Source organism: Thermococcus nautili (assembly GCF_000585495.1).
GTDB classification, from domain to species: domain Archaea; phylum Methanobacteriota_B; class Thermococci; order Thermococcales; family Thermococcaceae; genus Thermococcus; species Thermococcus nautili.
Genome location: NZ_CP007264.1, coordinates 1,673,863 through 1,690,080, shown reverse-complemented (window position 1 = coordinate 1,690,080; position 16,218 = coordinate 1,673,863). Strand labels below are relative to the sequence as shown.

Annotated in this window: 19 protein-coding genes; 10 read left to right on the top strand and 9 right to left on the bottom strand. The window is 56.2% G+C overall.

The annotated features are described in order from the left end of the window. Positions 1-10 precede the first annotated feature (10 nt). The 5 genes from BD01_RS09270 (at position 11) to BD01_RS09250 (ending at position 4,425) form a co-directional block, all read left to right on the top strand. Positions 11-658 carry a TIGR00153 family protein gene (locus tag BD01_RS09270; RefSeq protein ID WP_042692295.1) on the top strand — a complete coding sequence of 216 codons (648 nt, stop codon included), beginning with the start codon at positions 11-13 and terminating at the stop codon, positions 656-658. Positions 659-662: 4 nt separating this feature from the next. Then, positions 663-1,577, top strand: coding sequence for a D-2-hydroxyacid dehydrogenase (locus tag BD01_RS09265; protein WP_042692292.1), 915 nt, complete (start codon positions 663-665; stop codon positions 1,575-1,577). A gap of 182 nt (positions 1,578-1,759) precedes the next feature. Next, entirely contained in the window at positions 1,760-3,052 is a 1,293-nt protein-coding gene (locus BD01_RS09260; protein ID WP_051482205.1) for an ATP-binding protein, read from the top strand. Positions 3,053-3,067: 15 nt separating this feature from the next. Continuing rightward, on the top strand, positions 3,068-3,919 hold the full coding sequence (locus BD01_RS09255) for a fumarate hydratase (RefSeq protein WP_042692290.1): 852 nt from the start codon (positions 3,068-3,070) through the stop codon (positions 3,917-3,919). Beyond that, on the top strand, positions 3,910-4,425 hold the full coding sequence (locus tag BD01_RS09250) for a FumA C-terminus/TtdB family hydratase beta subunit (RefSeq protein WP_042692287.1): 516 nt from the start codon (positions 3,910-3,912) through the stop codon (positions 4,423-4,425). The genes BD01_RS09255 and BD01_RS09250 overlap by 10 nt, the downstream gene beginning before the upstream one ends. On the opposite strand, the gene BD01_RS09245 is transcribed toward BD01_RS09250, so the two are convergent. From BD01_RS09245 to BD01_RS09235, 3 genes are all read right to left on the bottom strand, one after another. Beyond that, the gene (locus BD01_RS09245; protein ID WP_042692285.1) at positions 4,416-5,702 is read right to left on the bottom strand and encodes an NAD(P)-dependent malic enzyme; all 1,287 of its coding nucleotides are present in this window, start codon (positions 5,700-5,702) and stop codon (positions 4,416-4,418) included. The genes BD01_RS09250 and BD01_RS09245 overlap by 10 nt on opposite strands. 117 nt (positions 5,703-5,819) lie before the next feature. Continuing rightward, positions 5,820-6,317, bottom strand: a complete 498-nt coding sequence (locus BD01_RS09240; protein ID WP_042692283.1) for a signal peptidase I — start codon at positions 6,315-6,317, stop codon at positions 5,820-5,822. Continuing rightward, the gene (locus BD01_RS09235; protein WP_042693332.1) at positions 6,293-6,841 is read right to left on the bottom strand and encodes a DUF531 domain-containing protein; all 549 of its coding nucleotides are present in this window, start codon (positions 6,839-6,841) and stop codon (positions 6,293-6,295) included. The genes BD01_RS09240 and BD01_RS09235 overlap by 25 nt, the downstream gene beginning before the upstream one ends. Positions 6,842-6,903: 62 nt before the next feature. Between BD01_RS09235 and BD01_RS09230 the strand changes: the two genes are divergently transcribed. Further along, positions 6,904-7,980, top strand: coding sequence for a hypothetical protein (locus BD01_RS09230; protein WP_042692280.1), 1,077 nt, complete (start codon positions 6,904-6,906; stop codon positions 7,978-7,980). A gap of 4 nt (positions 7,981-7,984) precedes the next feature. Continuing rightward, positions 7,985-8,914, top strand: coding sequence for a dipeptidase (locus BD01_RS09225; RefSeq protein WP_042692277.1), 930 nt, complete (start codon positions 7,985-7,987; stop codon positions 8,912-8,914). On the opposite strand, the gene BD01_RS11095 is transcribed toward BD01_RS09225, so the two are convergent. Together BD01_RS11095 and BD01_RS09215 are read right to left on the bottom strand one after the other, a co-directional pair. Beyond that, complete coding sequence (locus BD01_RS11095) at positions 8,911-9,360, bottom strand: hypothetical protein (protein ID WP_051482204.1); 450 nt, start codon at positions 9,358-9,360, stop codon at positions 8,911-8,913. The two genes, BD01_RS09225 and BD01_RS11095, sit on opposite strands and share 4 nt — an antisense overlap. After that, on the bottom strand, positions 9,357-10,052 hold the full coding sequence (locus tag BD01_RS09215) for an RAD55 family ATPase (RefSeq protein WP_042692273.1): 696 nt from the start codon (positions 10,050-10,052) through the stop codon (positions 9,357-9,359). The genes BD01_RS11095 and BD01_RS09215 overlap by 4 nt, the downstream gene beginning before the upstream one ends. A 77-nt stretch (positions 10,053-10,129) precedes the next feature. On the opposite strand from BD01_RS09215, the gene BD01_RS09210 reads away from it, so the two are divergent. Further along, positions 10,130-10,981 (top strand): class I SAM-dependent methyltransferase, encoded by an 852-nt coding sequence (locus tag BD01_RS09210; RefSeq protein ID WP_042692271.1) that lies wholly within the window; start codon positions 10,130-10,132, stop codon positions 10,979-10,981. Between the two features lie 3 nt (positions 10,982-10,984). Here the strand turns inward: BD01_RS09210 and BD01_RS09205 are convergent, their stop codons facing one another. Beyond that, a complete protein-coding gene (locus BD01_RS09205; protein WP_042692269.1) occupies positions 10,985-12,856 on the bottom strand; it encodes a S9 family peptidase in 1,872 nt (623 codons plus the stop codon). A 117-nt stretch (positions 12,857-12,973) separates the two neighbouring features. Here BD01_RS09205 and BD01_RS09200 point away from each other — a divergent pair, with 117 nt between their 5' ends. Further along, entirely contained in the window at positions 12,974-13,300 is a 327-nt protein-coding gene (locus BD01_RS09200) for a hypothetical protein (protein ID WP_042692266.1), read from the top strand. Here BD01_RS09200 and BD01_RS09195 read toward each other — a convergent pair. Beyond that, entirely contained in the window at positions 13,268-13,918 is a 651-nt protein-coding gene (locus BD01_RS09195) for a serine/threonine protein kinase (RefSeq protein ID WP_042692264.1), read from the bottom strand. The two genes, BD01_RS09200 and BD01_RS09195, sit on opposite strands and share 33 nt — an antisense overlap. 50 nt (positions 13,919-13,968) lie before the next feature. On the opposite strand from BD01_RS09195, the gene BD01_RS09190 reads away from it, so the two are divergent. Beyond that, positions 13,969-14,196 (top strand): Lrp/AsnC family transcriptional regulator, encoded by a 228-nt coding sequence (locus tag BD01_RS09190; protein WP_014122803.1) that lies wholly within the window; start codon positions 13,969-13,971, stop codon positions 14,194-14,196. 67 nt (positions 14,197-14,263) lie between these two features. On the opposite strand, the gene BD01_RS09185 is transcribed toward BD01_RS09190, so the two are convergent. Both BD01_RS09185 and BD01_RS09180 read right to left on the bottom strand, forming a co-directional pair. Then, positions 14,264-14,938 carry a TIGR00153 family protein gene (locus BD01_RS09185; RefSeq protein ID WP_042692260.1) on the bottom strand — a complete coding sequence of 225 codons (675 nt, stop codon included), beginning with the start codon at positions 14,936-14,938 and terminating at the stop codon, positions 14,264-14,266. Positions 14,939-14,942: 4 nt separating this feature from the next. Beyond that, positions 14,943-16,154, bottom strand: coding sequence for an inorganic phosphate transporter (locus BD01_RS09180; RefSeq protein ID WP_042692257.1), 1,212 nt, complete (start codon positions 16,152-16,154; stop codon positions 14,943-14,945). Between the last annotated feature and the right edge of the window lie 64 nt (positions 16,155-16,218).

The following is a 16,218-nucleotide window of genomic DNA, read 5'->3' as shown; positions in this document are numbered from 1 at the left end:
GGGTGTGAAGATGCCGCTCTTTGGGGGTAAGGAGAGCAACGTTTTTGACGCCATAGACAGGCACCTCAACGTCGTTTACGAAACCGTCAAGGCCTTTGAGAAGCTCATCGAGGCGTACCTGAACGGTGATTTTGAGGGCGCAAAGGAGCTTGAGGAGAGGGTAACCCTGCTCGAGAGCGAGGCCGACAAGCTGAGGAGGAGCATCGAGCTCATGCTCTACGAAGGGGCCTTTCTGCCCGCCAGCAGGGGAGACTACGTGAGGCTGAGCGAGCTAATAGACCAGGTGGCGGACGCGGCAGAGAGCGCGGCCCACACCCTTATTCTGGCAAAGCCGAAGGTTCCAGAGGAGCTCAGAGAGGAGATAATGGCCCTCGTGAGGGAGGCGGTAAAAACCTACGAGAAGCTCATGGAAGCGGTAAAGGCCCTTAACGAGGACGTTGACAGGGCTTTGGAGCTCGCAAAGGAGACAGAAGACCTCGAGGAGAACGCTGACAAGGTCGAGTACAAGCTCAAGGCGATGGTGTTTGAGAGCGAGACGATAACAACATACGCAAAGCTAATATGGAACCAGGCAATCACGAAGGTCGGCGACATAGCCGACCGCGCGGAAGACGCTTCCGACCAGGTAATGCTGATGGCTATAAAAAGGAGGGGGTGAAAGCATGAAGGTTCTCGTTGCGGCGCCACTGCACGAGAAAGCCTTGGAGGTTTTGAAGAACGCCGGTTTTGAGGTTCTTTACGAGGAGTATCCGGACGAGGAGAGGTTAGTAGAGCTCGTCCGCGATGTTGACGCGATTATCGTTAGGAGCAAGCCGAAGGTGACGAGAAAGGTCATCGAAAACGCTCCCAAACTCAAGGTCATCGGAAGGGCCGGCGTCGGCCTGGACAACATAGACCTTGAGGCCGCGAAGGAGAGGGGGGTTAAGGTCGTTAACAGCCCCGGAGCGAGCTCAAGGAGCGTCGCCGAGCTCGTCTTCGGCCTGCTCTTTGCAGTTGCCAGAAAGGTGGCCTTCGCCGACAGGAAGATGAGGGAAGGCGTTTGGGCCAAGAAGCAGTGCATGGGAATCGAGCTCGAGGGCAAGACGATAGGTATAATCGGCTTCGGAAGGATAGGCTACGAGGTCGCGAAAATCGCGAACGCCTTCGGAATGAACGTCCTCCTCTACGACCCCAAGCCAAACGAGGAGCGCGCGAGGGAAGTAGGCGGAAAGTTCGTCGAGCTTGAAGAGCTCCTCAGGGAGAGCGACGTCGTAACGCTCCACGTCCCGCTCATCGATGCCACCTACCACCTCATAAACGAGGAGCGCCTTAAGCTCATGAAGAAAACCGCGATACTCATAAACGCCGCCCGCGGGGCCGTCGTTGACACCAACGCCCTCGTCAGGGCCCTTCAGGAGGGCTGGATTTACGGAGCGGGTCTCGACGTCTTCGAGGAGGAGCCTCTCCCGAAGGACCACCCACTAACTAAGCTCGACAACGTGGTCCTAACGCCCCACATCGGAGCCTCGACAGAGGAGGCCCAGATGCGCGCTGGAGTCCAGGTCGCGGAGCAGATAGTCGAGATTCTGAAGGGCTGAGGCCCTTTTCCTTCATTACTTCCCAATTCTGGCGCCCGCTGAAGCAGGGTTCTTGGGAGCGGAAACTACCGGTATGGTGTGATAGTTCTTGCGGAATATTTACCAGTATAGTGGTAGAGTCCTGGGGAAAAGTTTACCGGTATGGTGGTAAACTTTATAGGAAGTTCGCACCAGTTTAGACCATGAAGGCAGAGGAACTCAAGCGTGTTTTGGCGGACCAGTGGGAGACCCTCCGCGAGAAGCTCGAAAGGGAGAACATCGTCGAGAGGGAGCTAAAAGAAAAGATAGTGAAGAACTTCAGCCCAACGGCCCACATAATAACGGGGCCGAGGCGCTCTGGAAAGTCCGTTCTTTCGGCATCCCTACTGGGCAGGCCACTCTACGTGAACTTCGAGGACCCCGCGATGGCAGGATTCGGCGTGGGGGACTACAAGGAGTTACTCAAAGCTGGCTACGAGCTCCTCGGCGAGTTCGACTACATAGTCCTCGACGAGGTTCAGGAAGTTGAAGGCTGGGAGCGAATGGTCTCAGTTCTGAGGGAGAGCTATCCCACCGTCGTTACGGGAAGCAACGCTCGCCTCCTCTCGCGGGAGTTCTCAACCTACCTAACCGGCCGATACCTGAGCTACACCCTCCTCCCGTTTTCGTTCAGGGAGTTCTTAGCTTACAGGGGGATTAAGCCTGAGGTAATGACTACCCGGGACGAGGCAAGGGTAAAGAGAGCCCTAACGGAGTACATCGAGCGCGGGGGATTTCCAGAGGCACTGCGCTTCGGCAGGGAATACCTCGTGAACCTCTACAACGACATAATCACGAGGGACGTTATAGTCCGCTACGGCGTTAGAAACGTCCGCGAGCTGAAGGAGGTCGCGTTCTATCTCTTCTCGAACTTCGCGGGCAGGTTTACCTACAGCAAGACGAAGAACGCCCTTGGAATCGGCAACGTCGAGACTGTCAAGAACTACGTCGAGTACCTGCAGTCGGCCTACCTGATATTCGAACTTCCTAAGTTCTCCTTCAAGCCGAAGGAAGTCGTGAGAAGCGATAAGAAGGTCTACGCAATCGACACTGGAATGCTCAACGCCGTTCTACCAAAGGTTTCCGAGAACATCGGCAGATTCATGGAGAACGTTGTTTTCCTCGAACTCTTGAGGCTCAAACATTACTGGAGACCGAGGATTGAGCTCTACTACTACAGGGACGCCAAGGGCGAAGTGGACTTCGTTGTCAGGGAGAACGGAAGTGTTGAGTTAATTCAGGTCACCTACGCTTCAGAGGAAGGGGAGATAGCAAAAAGAGAGCTGGAAAACCTATTCAGAGTTATGGAACTCTTCGGCGTGAAAACCGGGACACTCGTGACGTGGGACTACTTCGGCGAGATAACAAGGGACGGACTGAGGGTTAACGCCGTTCCCCTCTGGAAGTGGCTTTTAAATTCTCGCGTCAATCTTTTTAACTCTCACACCCAGCCTTAGACAGGTGAATGCCTATTGATAGGGGCAATCGTCGAGGCGATAAGGCTTGCGGTGACGAGGATTCCAGACGACGTCGTTTCCGCTCTGAAGAAAGCCTACGAGCGCGAGGAAAACGGAGTGGCGCGCTTCAACCTTGAGAACATCCTGAGGGCGATAGAGATTGGAAAGGCAGAAGCAATACCAGTCTGTCAGGACACGGGGACGCTCACCTTCTTCGTGAAAGCCGGCCTGGACAGCCCGTTTCTGGGAGAAATCGAGAGGGCAATAGTGGAAGCCACGAGGCTCGCGACGAAAGAAATCCCGCTCAGGCCCAACGCGGTGGACGTTCTCACGGGAAAGAACTCGGGCGACAACACGGGCAGGGGCGTTCCGGTAATCCACTGGGAGCTTACCGAGGGCGATGAAATCGAGATAGCGGTTCTGCCGAAGGGCGGCGGGAGCGAGAACTGCTCCGCCCTGGCGATGCTCACTCCTGGCGAGGGCTGGGAAGGAGTTAAGCGCTTCGTGGTCGAGAGGGTTAAGGCCTGCGGTGGAAGGCCCTGCCCTCCGGTTGTTCTGGGCATAGGCGTCGGCGGTGGCGCCGATTACTCCCTCCTGCTGGCAAAGAAGGCCCTCCTCAGGAGGGTCGGCGAGAGGAACCCCGACGAAAGGATTGCGGAAATCGAGGGGGAGCTTTTGGAGGAAATCAACGCCCTTGGAATCGGCCCGATGGGGATGGGCGGGAGAACGACCGCCCTGGACGTGAAGATAGAGGTCGCCCACAGGCACCCGGCGAGCTTTCCCGTTGGCCTAATAGTCCAGTGCTGGGCGAACAGGCGGGCGTTTCTGAGGATAAAACCCGACGGGAGGGTCGATATATGGCAGTGAAGCTGAGAACCCCGCTGAGCACGGAGGACGTCCTTAGACTGAAGGCGGGGGACGTCGTTTACCTGTCGGAAGAAATCGTTACCGCAAGAGACTCGGCCCACAGGAGAATTCTGAGCCTTCCGAAGGAGGAACTGCCCTTCAGCCCGGAGGGGGCCGTAATCTACCACTGCGGGCCGGTCGTGAGGAAAACCTGGGAGGGCTACGAGGTAGTCTCGGCTGGGCCGACGACGAGCGCGAGGATGAACCGCTACCTCGACGGGGTTCTTGACCTGGGCGTCAGGGGGATAATAGGAAAGGGAGGAATGAAAGCTGAGCCGTTCAGGGGCAGAGCGGTTTACTTCTCCTTCACCGGTGGAGCCGGCTCGCTCGCCGCCAAAAGCATAAAGCGCGTTAAAGCCGCCCACTGGCTCGACCTTGGAATACCGGAGGCCCTCTGGGTCCTTGAGGTGGAGGACTTCCCGCTGATTGTGGCCATAGACGCGCACGGAAACTCGCTCTACCGGTAGGCCTTACGCTCCTCGTTCATGGGGACTATGAACCGGGAGTAGAACTCCCTCCACTTCCTAAGCCTCTCCGCGACCTCCTCTGGATTAACGCGAACCCTCGCAACGCCTTCCTTCATGGCCTCCTCCGCTACCGCCTTAGCCACGACGGGATGAACGTCGGGGTGGAACGGTGATGGGATTATCTCCTCCTCGCTCGGCTCTATGACCGAAGCCATTGCCTTTGATGCCGCGATTATCATGCCGTCCGTTATCGTCCTAGCCCTGACGTCGAGCGCTCCCCTGAAAATCGCCGGAAAGCCGAGGAGGTTGTTAATCTGGTTCGGGTAGTCGCTCCTTCCCGTTGCCACAATTCTCGCGCCGGCCTTTTTAGCATCTTCCGGCAGTATCTCCGGAACGGGATTGGCGAGGGGAAAGACTATCGCGTCGTCGGCCATGTTCCTTATCCACTCGGGCTTTATGACGCCCGGCCCCGGCCTCGTGAAGGAGATTAGAACGTCCGCTCCCCTGAGCGCCTCTGCCGGGCCCCCCTCAATCCCCTCGCCGTTGGTCTTCGCGAGGAGTTCGCCCCTGTACGGGAACAGCTCTTCAAGGGGCAAATCCGGCGTTAAAACCCTCGGCTCCCCGTCAATCAGCTCGACGACCCGGACGTTTTCCGGCTTGACGCCTGCCCTGACGATTAATCTGAGCGTTGCGAAACCGGCCGCCCCGGCCCCGAAGAGCGCGACGCTTATCTCGTCAAGCTTCTTACCAACTACCTTGAGGGCGTTGATTAAACCTGCTAAAACGACGCTCGCCGTGCCCTGCTGGTCGTCGTGGAAGACCGGAACGTCAAGTTCCTCCCTCAGCCTGTCGAGGATGTAGAAGCACTTCGGTGAGGCTATATCTTCAAGGTTTATCCCACCGAAGGAAGGTGAGACGGCTTTAACGACCTCTATGAACCCTTCGGGGTCCTTCTCTGCTAAGACGAGCGGGAACGCGTCAACGCCGCCGAAGGCCTTGAAAAGCAGGGCCTTGCCCTCCATAACTGGGAGAGCGCCAAGGGGCCCTATGTCGCCGAGGCCTAAAACCCTCGTCCCATCGCTTACGACAGCTATCGTGTTGCCCCTGTTGGTGTAATCATAGGATTTCTCAGGCTCTTCAGCTATCTCGCGCGAGACCTCGGCGACACCCGGAGTGTACGCCAGGGGAAGGGTTTCCCTCGTTAGCGGAACCTTTGGAATAACCTCTATTTTGCCATTGCCGATGAAGTTACCCCTGTGAAAATCCCTCGCGTCCATTCGACCACCGAAGGGGTTGGCATATAGAAGTTAAAATGCCTTTCGATGAAAAGAAAAATTGACAGAAAGCGGTCAGGGGCCGATTAGCTCATCACGGCTCAGTTACCTACCCTCACATCATCCCAGGCCGAGGGCGTTGCGAATCCAGAGCGGGATGAGGCCTATCTTCGGGAACACAAACTCGGCCTTGGCCTCGACGGCGTACGTCGGCACGCATCCGGCTATGTAGCCGTCGGGGAGCTGGACCTCAAGCAGGCCGTCCGAAGTTGGGTACGGCGGGTCCGGAACGGGGTTGTTGTCACCCCAGGTTACGAAGCACTTCTCAGGCTTCCCATCGATTTTAACCGTGTAGATGTAGCGAACGCGGTGAATTATCGGGTACTCGTAACCGGGACGCTTGTAAACTATCACGTCGCCGACCTTTATCTGGTCGGGGTTGGTAACGCCCTTGAGGAGAACGACGTCCCCCCTGTAAAAGACGGGCTCCATAGAGCCACTCACCACTATAACGAGGGGCGAGTCCGTGTGAAGGGCCACCCTGAGGCCCGCCTGAATTCCGAAAACGACGACGATTGCCACCAAAAACCACGCTACTTCCTTCTTCCACTCCTCCATGTTAAGGCCTCCATGTAGGTGGCGATTCTAACGGCTATCGCGCCTATGGCCGTGCAGGTTTCGAGGCTGACCCTCTTTCCTGTGACGTCCATATGGTGGCGCGCCAACTTAAAGGTTTCCTTCGGCAGTCCGTGCCTTCCGAGCCCTATGAGGAGGAGAAAACGCTCGCCGTTGAGGGCCCTCTCAGCAAGTTCAAGGGGCGTAATTTCTTTTTCCTCCGAGGGCTTTCTCGTCGTGGCAACGGGAACGCCGAACTGCGGGGGGAATCCCTTCTTCGGAAAGTCAAGGAGGTGAAAGCGGTTTCCCCTGGCGAGTTCAACGAGGTATTTGCCACCCTCCCCTATCGTCGTGTGCTCGCTGACCTCCTCGGCAACGTCGAGGGGCTTTCCATCGAGAGGGAAGCCGATTAGGGCCAGGTGAAAGCCGTAGGCGTACGCTATCGGGGCGGAGCGGGCTATTGCGCGCAGATGTGCCTCGTGAAGCCTTCTGGCATCGTAGGTGTTGTAGAGGGCCAAAGTTAGCATTGGCATGGTTGTATGACGTCCGAGAAGGTTTATAAGGATTTGGAAGTTAATTAAAAGTTGCCATGACCGACCTCGAAGAGATTAGGGCTTTGGCAGAGAGGGGGCAGTTCGAGGACGCGCTTGAGAGGGTGTGGGAGCTAGATGATGAGCTCGACCAGATTGAGGCCCTCATCAACGTTGCCTTAGCCATAAGACGGAAAGGCGGCCCCGAGGACTGGATTCCCGGAATCCTCGAGGATGCTGAATACATCGCCGAGCACTCAAAAGACCCGTACACAAGGGCGGTGGGATACGGCATAATCGCCTTTGCCTTTCATGCCCTCGGATACTACAAAGAGGCGGCCGAGACCTTCAACACCGCCATAGAGGAGGCCGGCAAGATAAAAGACCCCCTGCTGAAGGGGGAAGCTCTGGCAACGGTAGCCTACTACGTTGCCACAACCGGCGACGCCGAAACCGCTATGGAACTTTTCGATGTTGCTTTCGACGTTATAGCCAGGGCGGAGGTAGAATACCGGGCTAAAGTTGACGGCCTTCTCAAGATAGCTGAACTCATGGAGAACGCCGGTGATGAGCTGTTCTCTAAAAACGCAATAGGCTTCTACCGGACCGCATTTGACATCTTCGACAAGCTCCACGTGAACCAGAGGGCCGGCGTCACAGAAAAGAAGCTCCAGCTCGCCGAGATAATGAGCGAGACTGGGCTGCCGGAGATAAGGCGCGCCCTGCTTGAGGGACGCTACCACTACGCGCTGGCCCTGATAAGGAGGAAGTTCAAGGGTGCGTCGAAGCTCATTGGGGAACTCGAGGCGGCCCTTTGGATGAAGCGCGTAAACGAGCCGACTTACGTAGAGGTTATTGAAGAGGCACTCCGCGAGGCCGGCAACGTTGAGCTCTCACCGGCGAGCGCCCAGAGGGTGGCGATGCTCCTGACCCAGCTCGGAAGCCTCAGGGACGCGCTGACCTTTGCGGAGATGATAGAAGACCCCGGGCGGAAGAGCAGCGCCCTCAGGGGAATAGCGATTGCCCTCGCCGAGAGGGAGGAGTACGACGAGGCCAAAAAGGTGGCCGAGTCAATACCCTTACCCGAGGTCAGGGCGGAAACCTTAAGGGACGTCGAGACGATGTCCCTTGGGTGAGCCCATGATTTTCGACGCACACTCGGATTTGCCCACCTTCATCTACGACGAAAGGAAGGCAGGAAAAACGCGCGTCCTCGAAGGGAACTGGCACTTCTTCAACGGCTGGGTTAGTTCAAGGGTTATGGCGATATGGACGAGGCCGGACAGACGAAAGGACGCAACCGTTTACGGCTTCGAGGTTTTGAACGCATTTCTCAAGGACGTCGAGGAGAGCGAGCGCTTCGAGCTCGTGAGGAACGTTGAGGAGATGAGAAAAACCATAGAGGACGGCAGAGTGGCACTCTGGCTGGGCCTCGAAGGGGGAGAGCCAATAGGCGAGAGTTTAGAACTCCTTGAGGTCTTTCACCGCCTAGGGCTCCGCGTTCTGACGCTCACGTGGAGCCTGAGGAACGCGATAGGCGACGGCGTCTTCGAGAGGACCAACGGAGGCCTCACCAACTTCGGCGTGGAGGTCGTTGGAAAGGCCGAGGAGCTGGGGATAGTAATAGACCTCAGCCACATAAACGAGGCCGGCTTCTGGGACGCGCTGGACGTTACCTCGTTCCCGGTCATAGCGTCGCACTCCAACGCGAGGAAGCTCTGCGATAACAGGAGGAACCTAACGGACGAGCAGTTGAAGGCGATAGCCGAGAGGGACGGCGTTGTTGGTGCCGTCGCCATACCGGGCTTCGTGGATAAGGAGAAGCCGACGCTGGAAAAGTACGTCGAGCACATAACTTACATGGCCGACCTCATAGGCTACAAACACGTTGGCCTCGGCTTTGACTTCGTCTACTACCTGAGCGGCTGGAGCGGGAGGAGCGTCGAGGGCTTTGAGGATGAATCGAAGATTCCTGCGCTCATTGAAAAGCTGAGGGAAAACTTCAGCGAGAAAGAGGTGGAGGCAATAGCCTTCAAGAACTTTGAAAGGGTTTTTGAGAGGGTAACCTAAGGCCTCCTGAGAAAAGAGGGTATCCCCAGATGCCCCCTGCTGTTGGAAAAGCGCACGAAGCCGAGGAACCTCGCTTCACCAGTAAGCCGGACGGAGAGCATGCCCAGAATCCTTGAGCGCTCAACGACCGAGCGAACTGACTCCGCACTGAGCTCCGCCTCAAGAACGGGAGGCCTGTAAACTCCAAGCATGACGTCAAGCTCCCTGTCCGAGGCACCCTCAGTTCTTCCTTTTCTGAAGGAGTCGAGGGCCGGGCCGAGAACGTTCCTCGCCTCTGCCTCCCGAAGAACGCGCTCCTTAAGCTCCCTCGACCAGCCGCTCCAAGCCAAGTGGCCGGAGTAGCCCAGAAAGTAGCCGAGCAAATAGGCCTTTCGAACAGGACTCTCCTCCGAGAGTATTTCCGCTATTGTCACGGGTTTTCTTCTGAAACGCCTTCTCATACTCATATGAGCGGCCCCCTAACGGAGAGTCCGCGGGAACCAAACTCAACGCGGTACATCCTCGTCTCGTGGTTCGTCCTGCGCATCTTGAGAACCTGAACGGCGCGAACCATCTTGACGCCGTCGAGGTAGTAGTGGAGCATTATGACTCCATCAACGAGGTAGTGCTCCTCGGTGTAGCGGTCGAGCTCAGTCAGCTCGGCAACAAGTATGCTTGTTATCCCAAGGTCTTCAATGGTTCGGAGGAACGTCGCCAGCTCCGCCCTTTTCTCGGCGGGGTCTGTTGTGGGGAAGTCTATGGCGGTAAGCGGGTCTATGGCGAGGCGCGAAATCTTCGCCTCCCTCGCGAGGTCTTTGATGCGGAACATAACGCTGCTCCACTGGGGAGGTTTGGCCGTGGAGCCCCAGAGTTCCCGCCCAAGGTCGTAGAGGATTAGGTTTCCGTGGGCGATGTGGTCTCTAACCTCCGGGTCGAAGCGCTCAAAGTCTTTGATGACCTCCTCAGGATTGTGGACGAGTGATATGTATGCAACCCTCTCGCCGTTTCTCGCGCCCTCCACGAGGAACTGCATGGCAAAGGTGGTCTTACCGCTCCCTGGAGGACCTGTGACCAGGTAGGCCTTTCCAGGAACGAAGCCACCCTCGATGAGCTCGTCAAAGCCAGGGATTCCGGTGCGAACCCTCTCGCCGGCCCTCATCCTATCAGCCTCCCGCTTATTAATAAGTGAGGTAAAACTATATAAAAAGGTGTCCCATCCTGGAAGAGGGAAAGGCCATGAACGCTTACTTTTTAACTGCTCAGGACGCGAGGAGGATGCTCCTCTCACGGGGGGCGGTCAGGCTCAACCTCGACCTCAGGAAGACCAACAGGACGTGGGAGGTAACGCGGGAAGGTGATGAGTTCATCTTCCCCGACGGAACGCGAGTTTCGAGAGACGTCATCGAGAGGATAGCAAGGGACGAGGGTAGCGTTTACTTCGTTAAAGATGGGGGAGTTTACAAGGCCGCCATCGCTGGAGAGCACTTCTACAAGCTCGTCCCGACGATTCCGCCGACGATTGAGATAAACGGCATCAGGATGCACAGGACGAAGGAAGTAAACCCGCTCCAGGACACGAGGAACAAGGTTAACACGGTAAAACCAAAGGAAGGCGAGACGGTCTTAGATACCTGCATGGGGCTCGGCTATACCGCCATAGAGGCTTCAAAGCGCGGAGCCTACGTCATAACAATCGAGAAAGACCCAAACGTCATCGAGCTGGCAAAGATAAACCCCTGGAGCAGGGAGCTCTTCACGGGCGGTAAAATCCAGGTGATTCACGGCGACGCCTTCGAGGTCGTAAAGCGCTTTAACGACGAGAGCTTCGATGTTGTAATCCACGACCCACCGCGCTTTTCCTTAGCCGGCCAGCTCTACTCGGAGGAGTTCTACCGCGAGCTTTTCAGGGTTTTGAAGCCCGGCGGAAGGCTCTTCCACTACGTCGGCAACCCTGGAAAGAAATACAGAAGAAAAGACCTCCAAAGGGGCGTCATGGAGCGGTTACGAAAAGCGGGCTTCGTCAGCGTTAAGCGCGTTGAAGAGGCACTTGGAGTCGTGGCGAGAAAACCGGGGAAGAAGGGGAAGTAAAGTTCACTCCTTCCCTCCCTTCAGTATCTTCTCAACGTCGAAGCCCTCTTCGTACTTCCTGAGCTTCCTCTCGAAGAACTCGATGAAGAGCTTGTAGCGCTTTGAGCGGTGCTTCGGGCTTCCACGAATGCTGTGGCCGTGCGGGCCCCTCTTGAAGACGGCTATGTAAGCTTCCTTACCGAGGTCCTTAAGCACGTTGTAGAACATCAGGCTCTGGTCGAGCGGACAGCGGTAGTCCTCCAGCGAGTGGATGAGCAGTATCGGGGCTTTCACGTTCCCCGCGTAGAACAGCGGGCTGAGCTTCCGATAGTTCTCGTTTTCGAGTGGATTCGGGCCGATGACCTCAACGTCGTACCAGAGGCCTATGTCCGAGAAGGCATAACTCGTCAGCCAGTAGCTTATGCCGTTCTCGCTGATTCCGGCCTTGAAGAGGTCGCTCTGCGTTAGCGCCCAGTTGGTCATGAAGCCGCCGTAGCTTATGCCCGTTATTCCAACGCGCTCCCGGTCTGCCTGAGGCTCAAGCTTGAAGAACTCCTCTATACCGGCCATTATGTCCTCAAAGTCCTCCAGACCCGTTCTCTCAAGAACGCGGAGCGCGAAGTCTTCGCTATAGCCGTCGCTACCGCGCGGGTTGACGTAGACCACGTAGTAGCCTTTGTTCGCCATCAACTGCATCTCGTAGACGAAGCGGTGCCCGTACATTCCCTTCGGCCCGCCGTGGACGAAGACTATCACCGGGGCCTTCTCGTCCTCCTTGAGCTCAGGTTTGAGGTACCAGCCGTCTATCTCCAAATCCTTGCTCTTGAAGCGGAAGTGCCTCGGCTCGAAGGTTTTCAGCTTCTCAAAGATTGGCCCGTTGTAGTCGGTGACCTGCTTGAGCTCGCCATCGTAGAGGTAGAGCTCGCCTATCCTCGTCGCGGTCATTATGAGGAGCAACGCCTTTCCGTTGCTGGCATCCAAGCCGTAAATCCAGTGGTCACCAACGACGACCCTCTCAGCCTTCCCGTCCCAGAGCCAGAGGTGAACACTGCCCGCATCTGGCGTCAGGAAGTAGACCTTGCCTTCCGTTAGCTTCGCGCCCCAGACGTCGAGCGGACCCTCGTAAACGGGCTTGAGCTCGCCGTCGTAGATGTAAAGCCAGTCGTGCTCGCTGATGAACTTCTTCTCCCTCTTGCCCCTCAGGAGAATCGCCTTTCCGTCGGAGTCAACCGCCTCGAAGGAAACGTGCTCGAAGAGCTTCTCCTCGTTTCCGTCCTTCCAGAGGTAGATGTCGTAGAACTTGAAGAGCGCCGGCTTGCCGTCCTCGCGATGCGGAACGTTGATGAGTATTCCCTCCCCGTGCCAGAGGCCGGAACTGAAGCGGGGCTTCTCGAACTCCTCTATGATTTCCTCCGCCTCGGTGTCGAGGACCCAGAAGGTCGTTTTCTCACCGTCCAGGAATCCCATGCTGTCGAACCAGAAGGGAACGTCGTCGTCGAAGACGAAGTCGTCATCGTCGTGCCTCTTGAAGCCTACCACCAGAAGCCTCCTTGAGTCGTCGTTCCACTGGAGGGAGCGAATGTTCTTGGCCGAGAGAACCTTCTTGGCGCTCATCGTCTCAAGCTCTGCAACCCAGACCTCTGTTTCCTTCTTCTCCTCGTTGGGCCTCGTGAAGGCAAGTTTACTCCCATCCGGCGAGAGTCTCGGCATGGAGGCGTTCTCAATGAAGCGCCTTGAGCCCGTTTCAAGGTCCTCAACGACTACAGTGCTCTCGTACTTGTTGTCCTTCATGTTGACCTTGGTCAGGGTGTAGGCTATTCTGCTCCCTTCAATCCGAGGGTCGTTCACGTAGGCGAACCGAGAAAAGGTCTTCTCGTTCCATTCGATACCGCTCATAACGCTATCACCCAGTTATGATAGGCGCCGAGGTATAAAAGCTTAACTCCAATGGACATCAATGAACACGGGAACCTTTAAAAGGAGCCCGCCGATAGTGCCGGGACAGGTGAGAGAATGAAGGAAACGAGCGCCATAGCGATAATCCTGGCCGTGGGAATAGGCGTTTCGTTGCTCCTGAAGAACTACATCGGGATAGCCATAGCGGCCTTCGGAATACCGGCGTACCTCGCCTACACCGCCCGAGAACAGAACATACTCGCGAAGTCAAGGCTCTACGACAGGGACCTGTTCCTCATGATTGGCATCTCGATAGTTGTAATCCTCGTCTTCAACTACTTCCTCGACCCGAGGATTGGACTCATAGCCCTCGCCATCGTCGTTCCGCTCCTGGCTCTCTACGCCGACAGGCTAAAGGCCGGAAAGAAGGCCCAGAAGGCGTGAAAGCTTTCCGGTTCTCTTGTACTCCCTCAGCGCTTCTTTTACCTCCTCCCTGAAACCCTCGCCGAGACCGAACTTCATGTATAACCTTTCTGAAATCGCGTTTCTGCCGACGAAGAGCATCGAAAAGGCCGAGGTTAGGTTGTTCGGCTTCCTCCAGCCGGCCTTCTCAAAGTCTATAATGTAAACCCCCTCGCCGACGATGATGTGCTTGCCACCCTGAATCTGGCCGTGGTCGAGGTAAAGTCTGTCGAGCAGGGCAGTTTTCTCGGCTATTCCGAAGAGGTGACGCTTTTCAATGTCGGCGTAGAGAACGGGCTCACCATTGGCGAACTCCCTGACGAGGTAGGGCAGGCCCTCAAAGACCCCCGTGAAGAGGAGCGGGGGCGTGATTCCGAAGGGCTCTATCGCCCTCAGTATCCTCGCCTCCCTTTCAAAGTTGTTCCTCGGCGAATCCGGCCTCTGGAGCTTCACGACGACCTTTCTTCCCTTGAACTCGCCGAGGAAGACGAGGCTCGTAGTGCCTTTGGAGAACGGCCTGACCCCACTTAACCCAAGACCCTCAAGGTGGTTCAGAAACCGCTCCAGTTTCTTACGACCGATGATGTTCTCGAAAGTCATACTCGATAAGCTTAAATAGGTCGCGGGTTAAATATTTTTGGTGATAGCCCATGGTGACGGCTTTTATTTTGATGGTTACGGCCGCTGGAAAGGAAAGGGAAGTTATGGAGAAGCTTCTCGCCATGCCAGAAGTTAAGGAGGCCTACGTCGTTTACGGCGAGTACGACCTCGTTGTCAAAGTTGAAACGGACACGCTCAAGGACCTCGACCAGTTCATAACCGAGAAGATAAGGCGCATGCCGGAAATCCAGATGACCTCGACGATGATAGCCATCTGATTCTCTCGTTCTTCTCTCGCATTATTCTCCCTGGAAATTGCATGCGATTAAAAATAGGAAAAATTTATCACTTGTTCATCATCAGCCTTATCCTCTCGGCGGCGTCCTTTGCCTTGTCCGATATGTTGCTGATTGTCCTCGCGATGTTCAGGATGCAGAAGCCGGTTCCCCAATCGAGCTTATCGGCGTTCTCGAAGACGAGCTTCATCAGCTTGGTGTCGAGGCCGTCAATCTTGCTCTCGACGTCTTCTATTGCCCGAATAAGTTCGTATTCCCTCGCTATCTCGTTCTCAGCGAAGCCACTCTCTATAACCCTGTCCATCTGCACTATCGCCTCGTAAACGAGCTTAGCAGCTTTTATGCTCTCGGTTCCCATCTGGAGGATTACGTCCTTTATCTCCGTTGGAATCTCGCACGGGCTCTTGACGAGGAGCCACTTGGCGGTGTCCTCGGCTGAATCGGCCACCTTATCCTGCATGTGGAGGTATATGAGAACGTCCTCGCGCGAGACCGCCATCATGAGTTTCGAGCTGAGCGAGTCGCGGATTTCCTCCTTTATCCTGTCGGCGACGTCTTCGAGCCGGTCAACCTCGATGGCAAGCCTCTCCATCTCCTCCGCGTTTCCATCGTGCCAGGCCTGGAGGGCCTTCTCAAGGGTTTCAACCGTCTGGATGACCACTTCCGCGTGCTTTATCAGGGGCTTGAATGGGCTTTTCGCGAAGAGTTTGGTCCAAACCTGCATGGTATCACCCCACGAGCATTAAGACCTTGAATATGACGGCGCTGATTAGGCCGGCGACCGGAACGGTAACGAACCATGAGATTACTATGTCCTTCAGGATTGAAGTGTTTATCGCCTTGATTCCCCTCGCCAGGCCGACGCCAACGACCGCACCAACAACGGTGTGAGTGGTTGAGATTGGCATTCCGAGCCAGCTCGCGAAGAGGACGACCGTCGCGGCCGAGAAGTCTATCGTGAAGCCGCGCGTGTTCGTCAGCTCGGTTATCTTCTTCCCAACTGTCTCCATGACGCGGTAGCCGTAGGTGGCGACGCCGACCGCTATGCCGAGACCTCCGAGGGCCAAAATCCACCTCGGAACAGGAACCTTCATTCCCGCCATTCCCATACTCGCGACGGCGTAGACTGCAGCGACTGGTCCTATGGCGTTCGCGACGTCGTTGGCACCGTGCGCTAAAGCCACGTAGCCAGAGGTGATAACCTGAACGCGCCGAAATATGCTCTCAACCCCTATGTAGGGGTCGTTTATGGGGAACCTGAGCCGTATCAGAGCGTAGGTAATCAGGAAAACGAGGAAACCCGCAGGGATTCCATAGAAGAGAACGCCCGCCTTCAGGTCTTTGCCGTGGAGAACCTTGATGTAGAACATCGTCCCTATGACCACGAAGGCGAGTCCAATCCAGAACGGCGACCACACACGGGCGTTTTTAACGGGATTTTTGCTCATGAAAATGCTCCTCGTGAGGGCCTTAAAGACGAGGTAGGCCATTATTGCGCCGACGATTGGGGAAAGAATCCAGCTGAGGACCACCTGAGTCATCTTACCCCAGTTAACGATGCTCGTCCCGGCGTAAACGATGCCGTAGCCGGCTATTCCGCCGATTATCGAGTGAGTGGTTGAAACAGGCAGTCCAAACTTGGTCGCTATTATCAACCAAATCGTCGCAGCTAAAAGGGCCGCTATTGAGCCGTAAATGAGGACGTTGGGGTCGGTGATTCTGCTCGGGTCAAGGATTCCCTTCCGTATCGTCTCGGTAACGCTCTTTCCAAAGAAGTAGGCACCCGTGAACTCAAGCACTCCGGCTATGACCACCGCCTGCTTTGGCGTTATCGCCTTCGCTCCCACTGCCGTGCTCATCGAGTTGGCGGCGTCGTTGGCACCTATTGCCCAAGCCATGGCAAAACCCAGGAGGATTGTGATTAGCAGCCAGGGGTCCATCCACACCACCGGGCGGAACTAAATAGCACAAAATAAATACCTTGCCGCAATAAAATATAGCCTG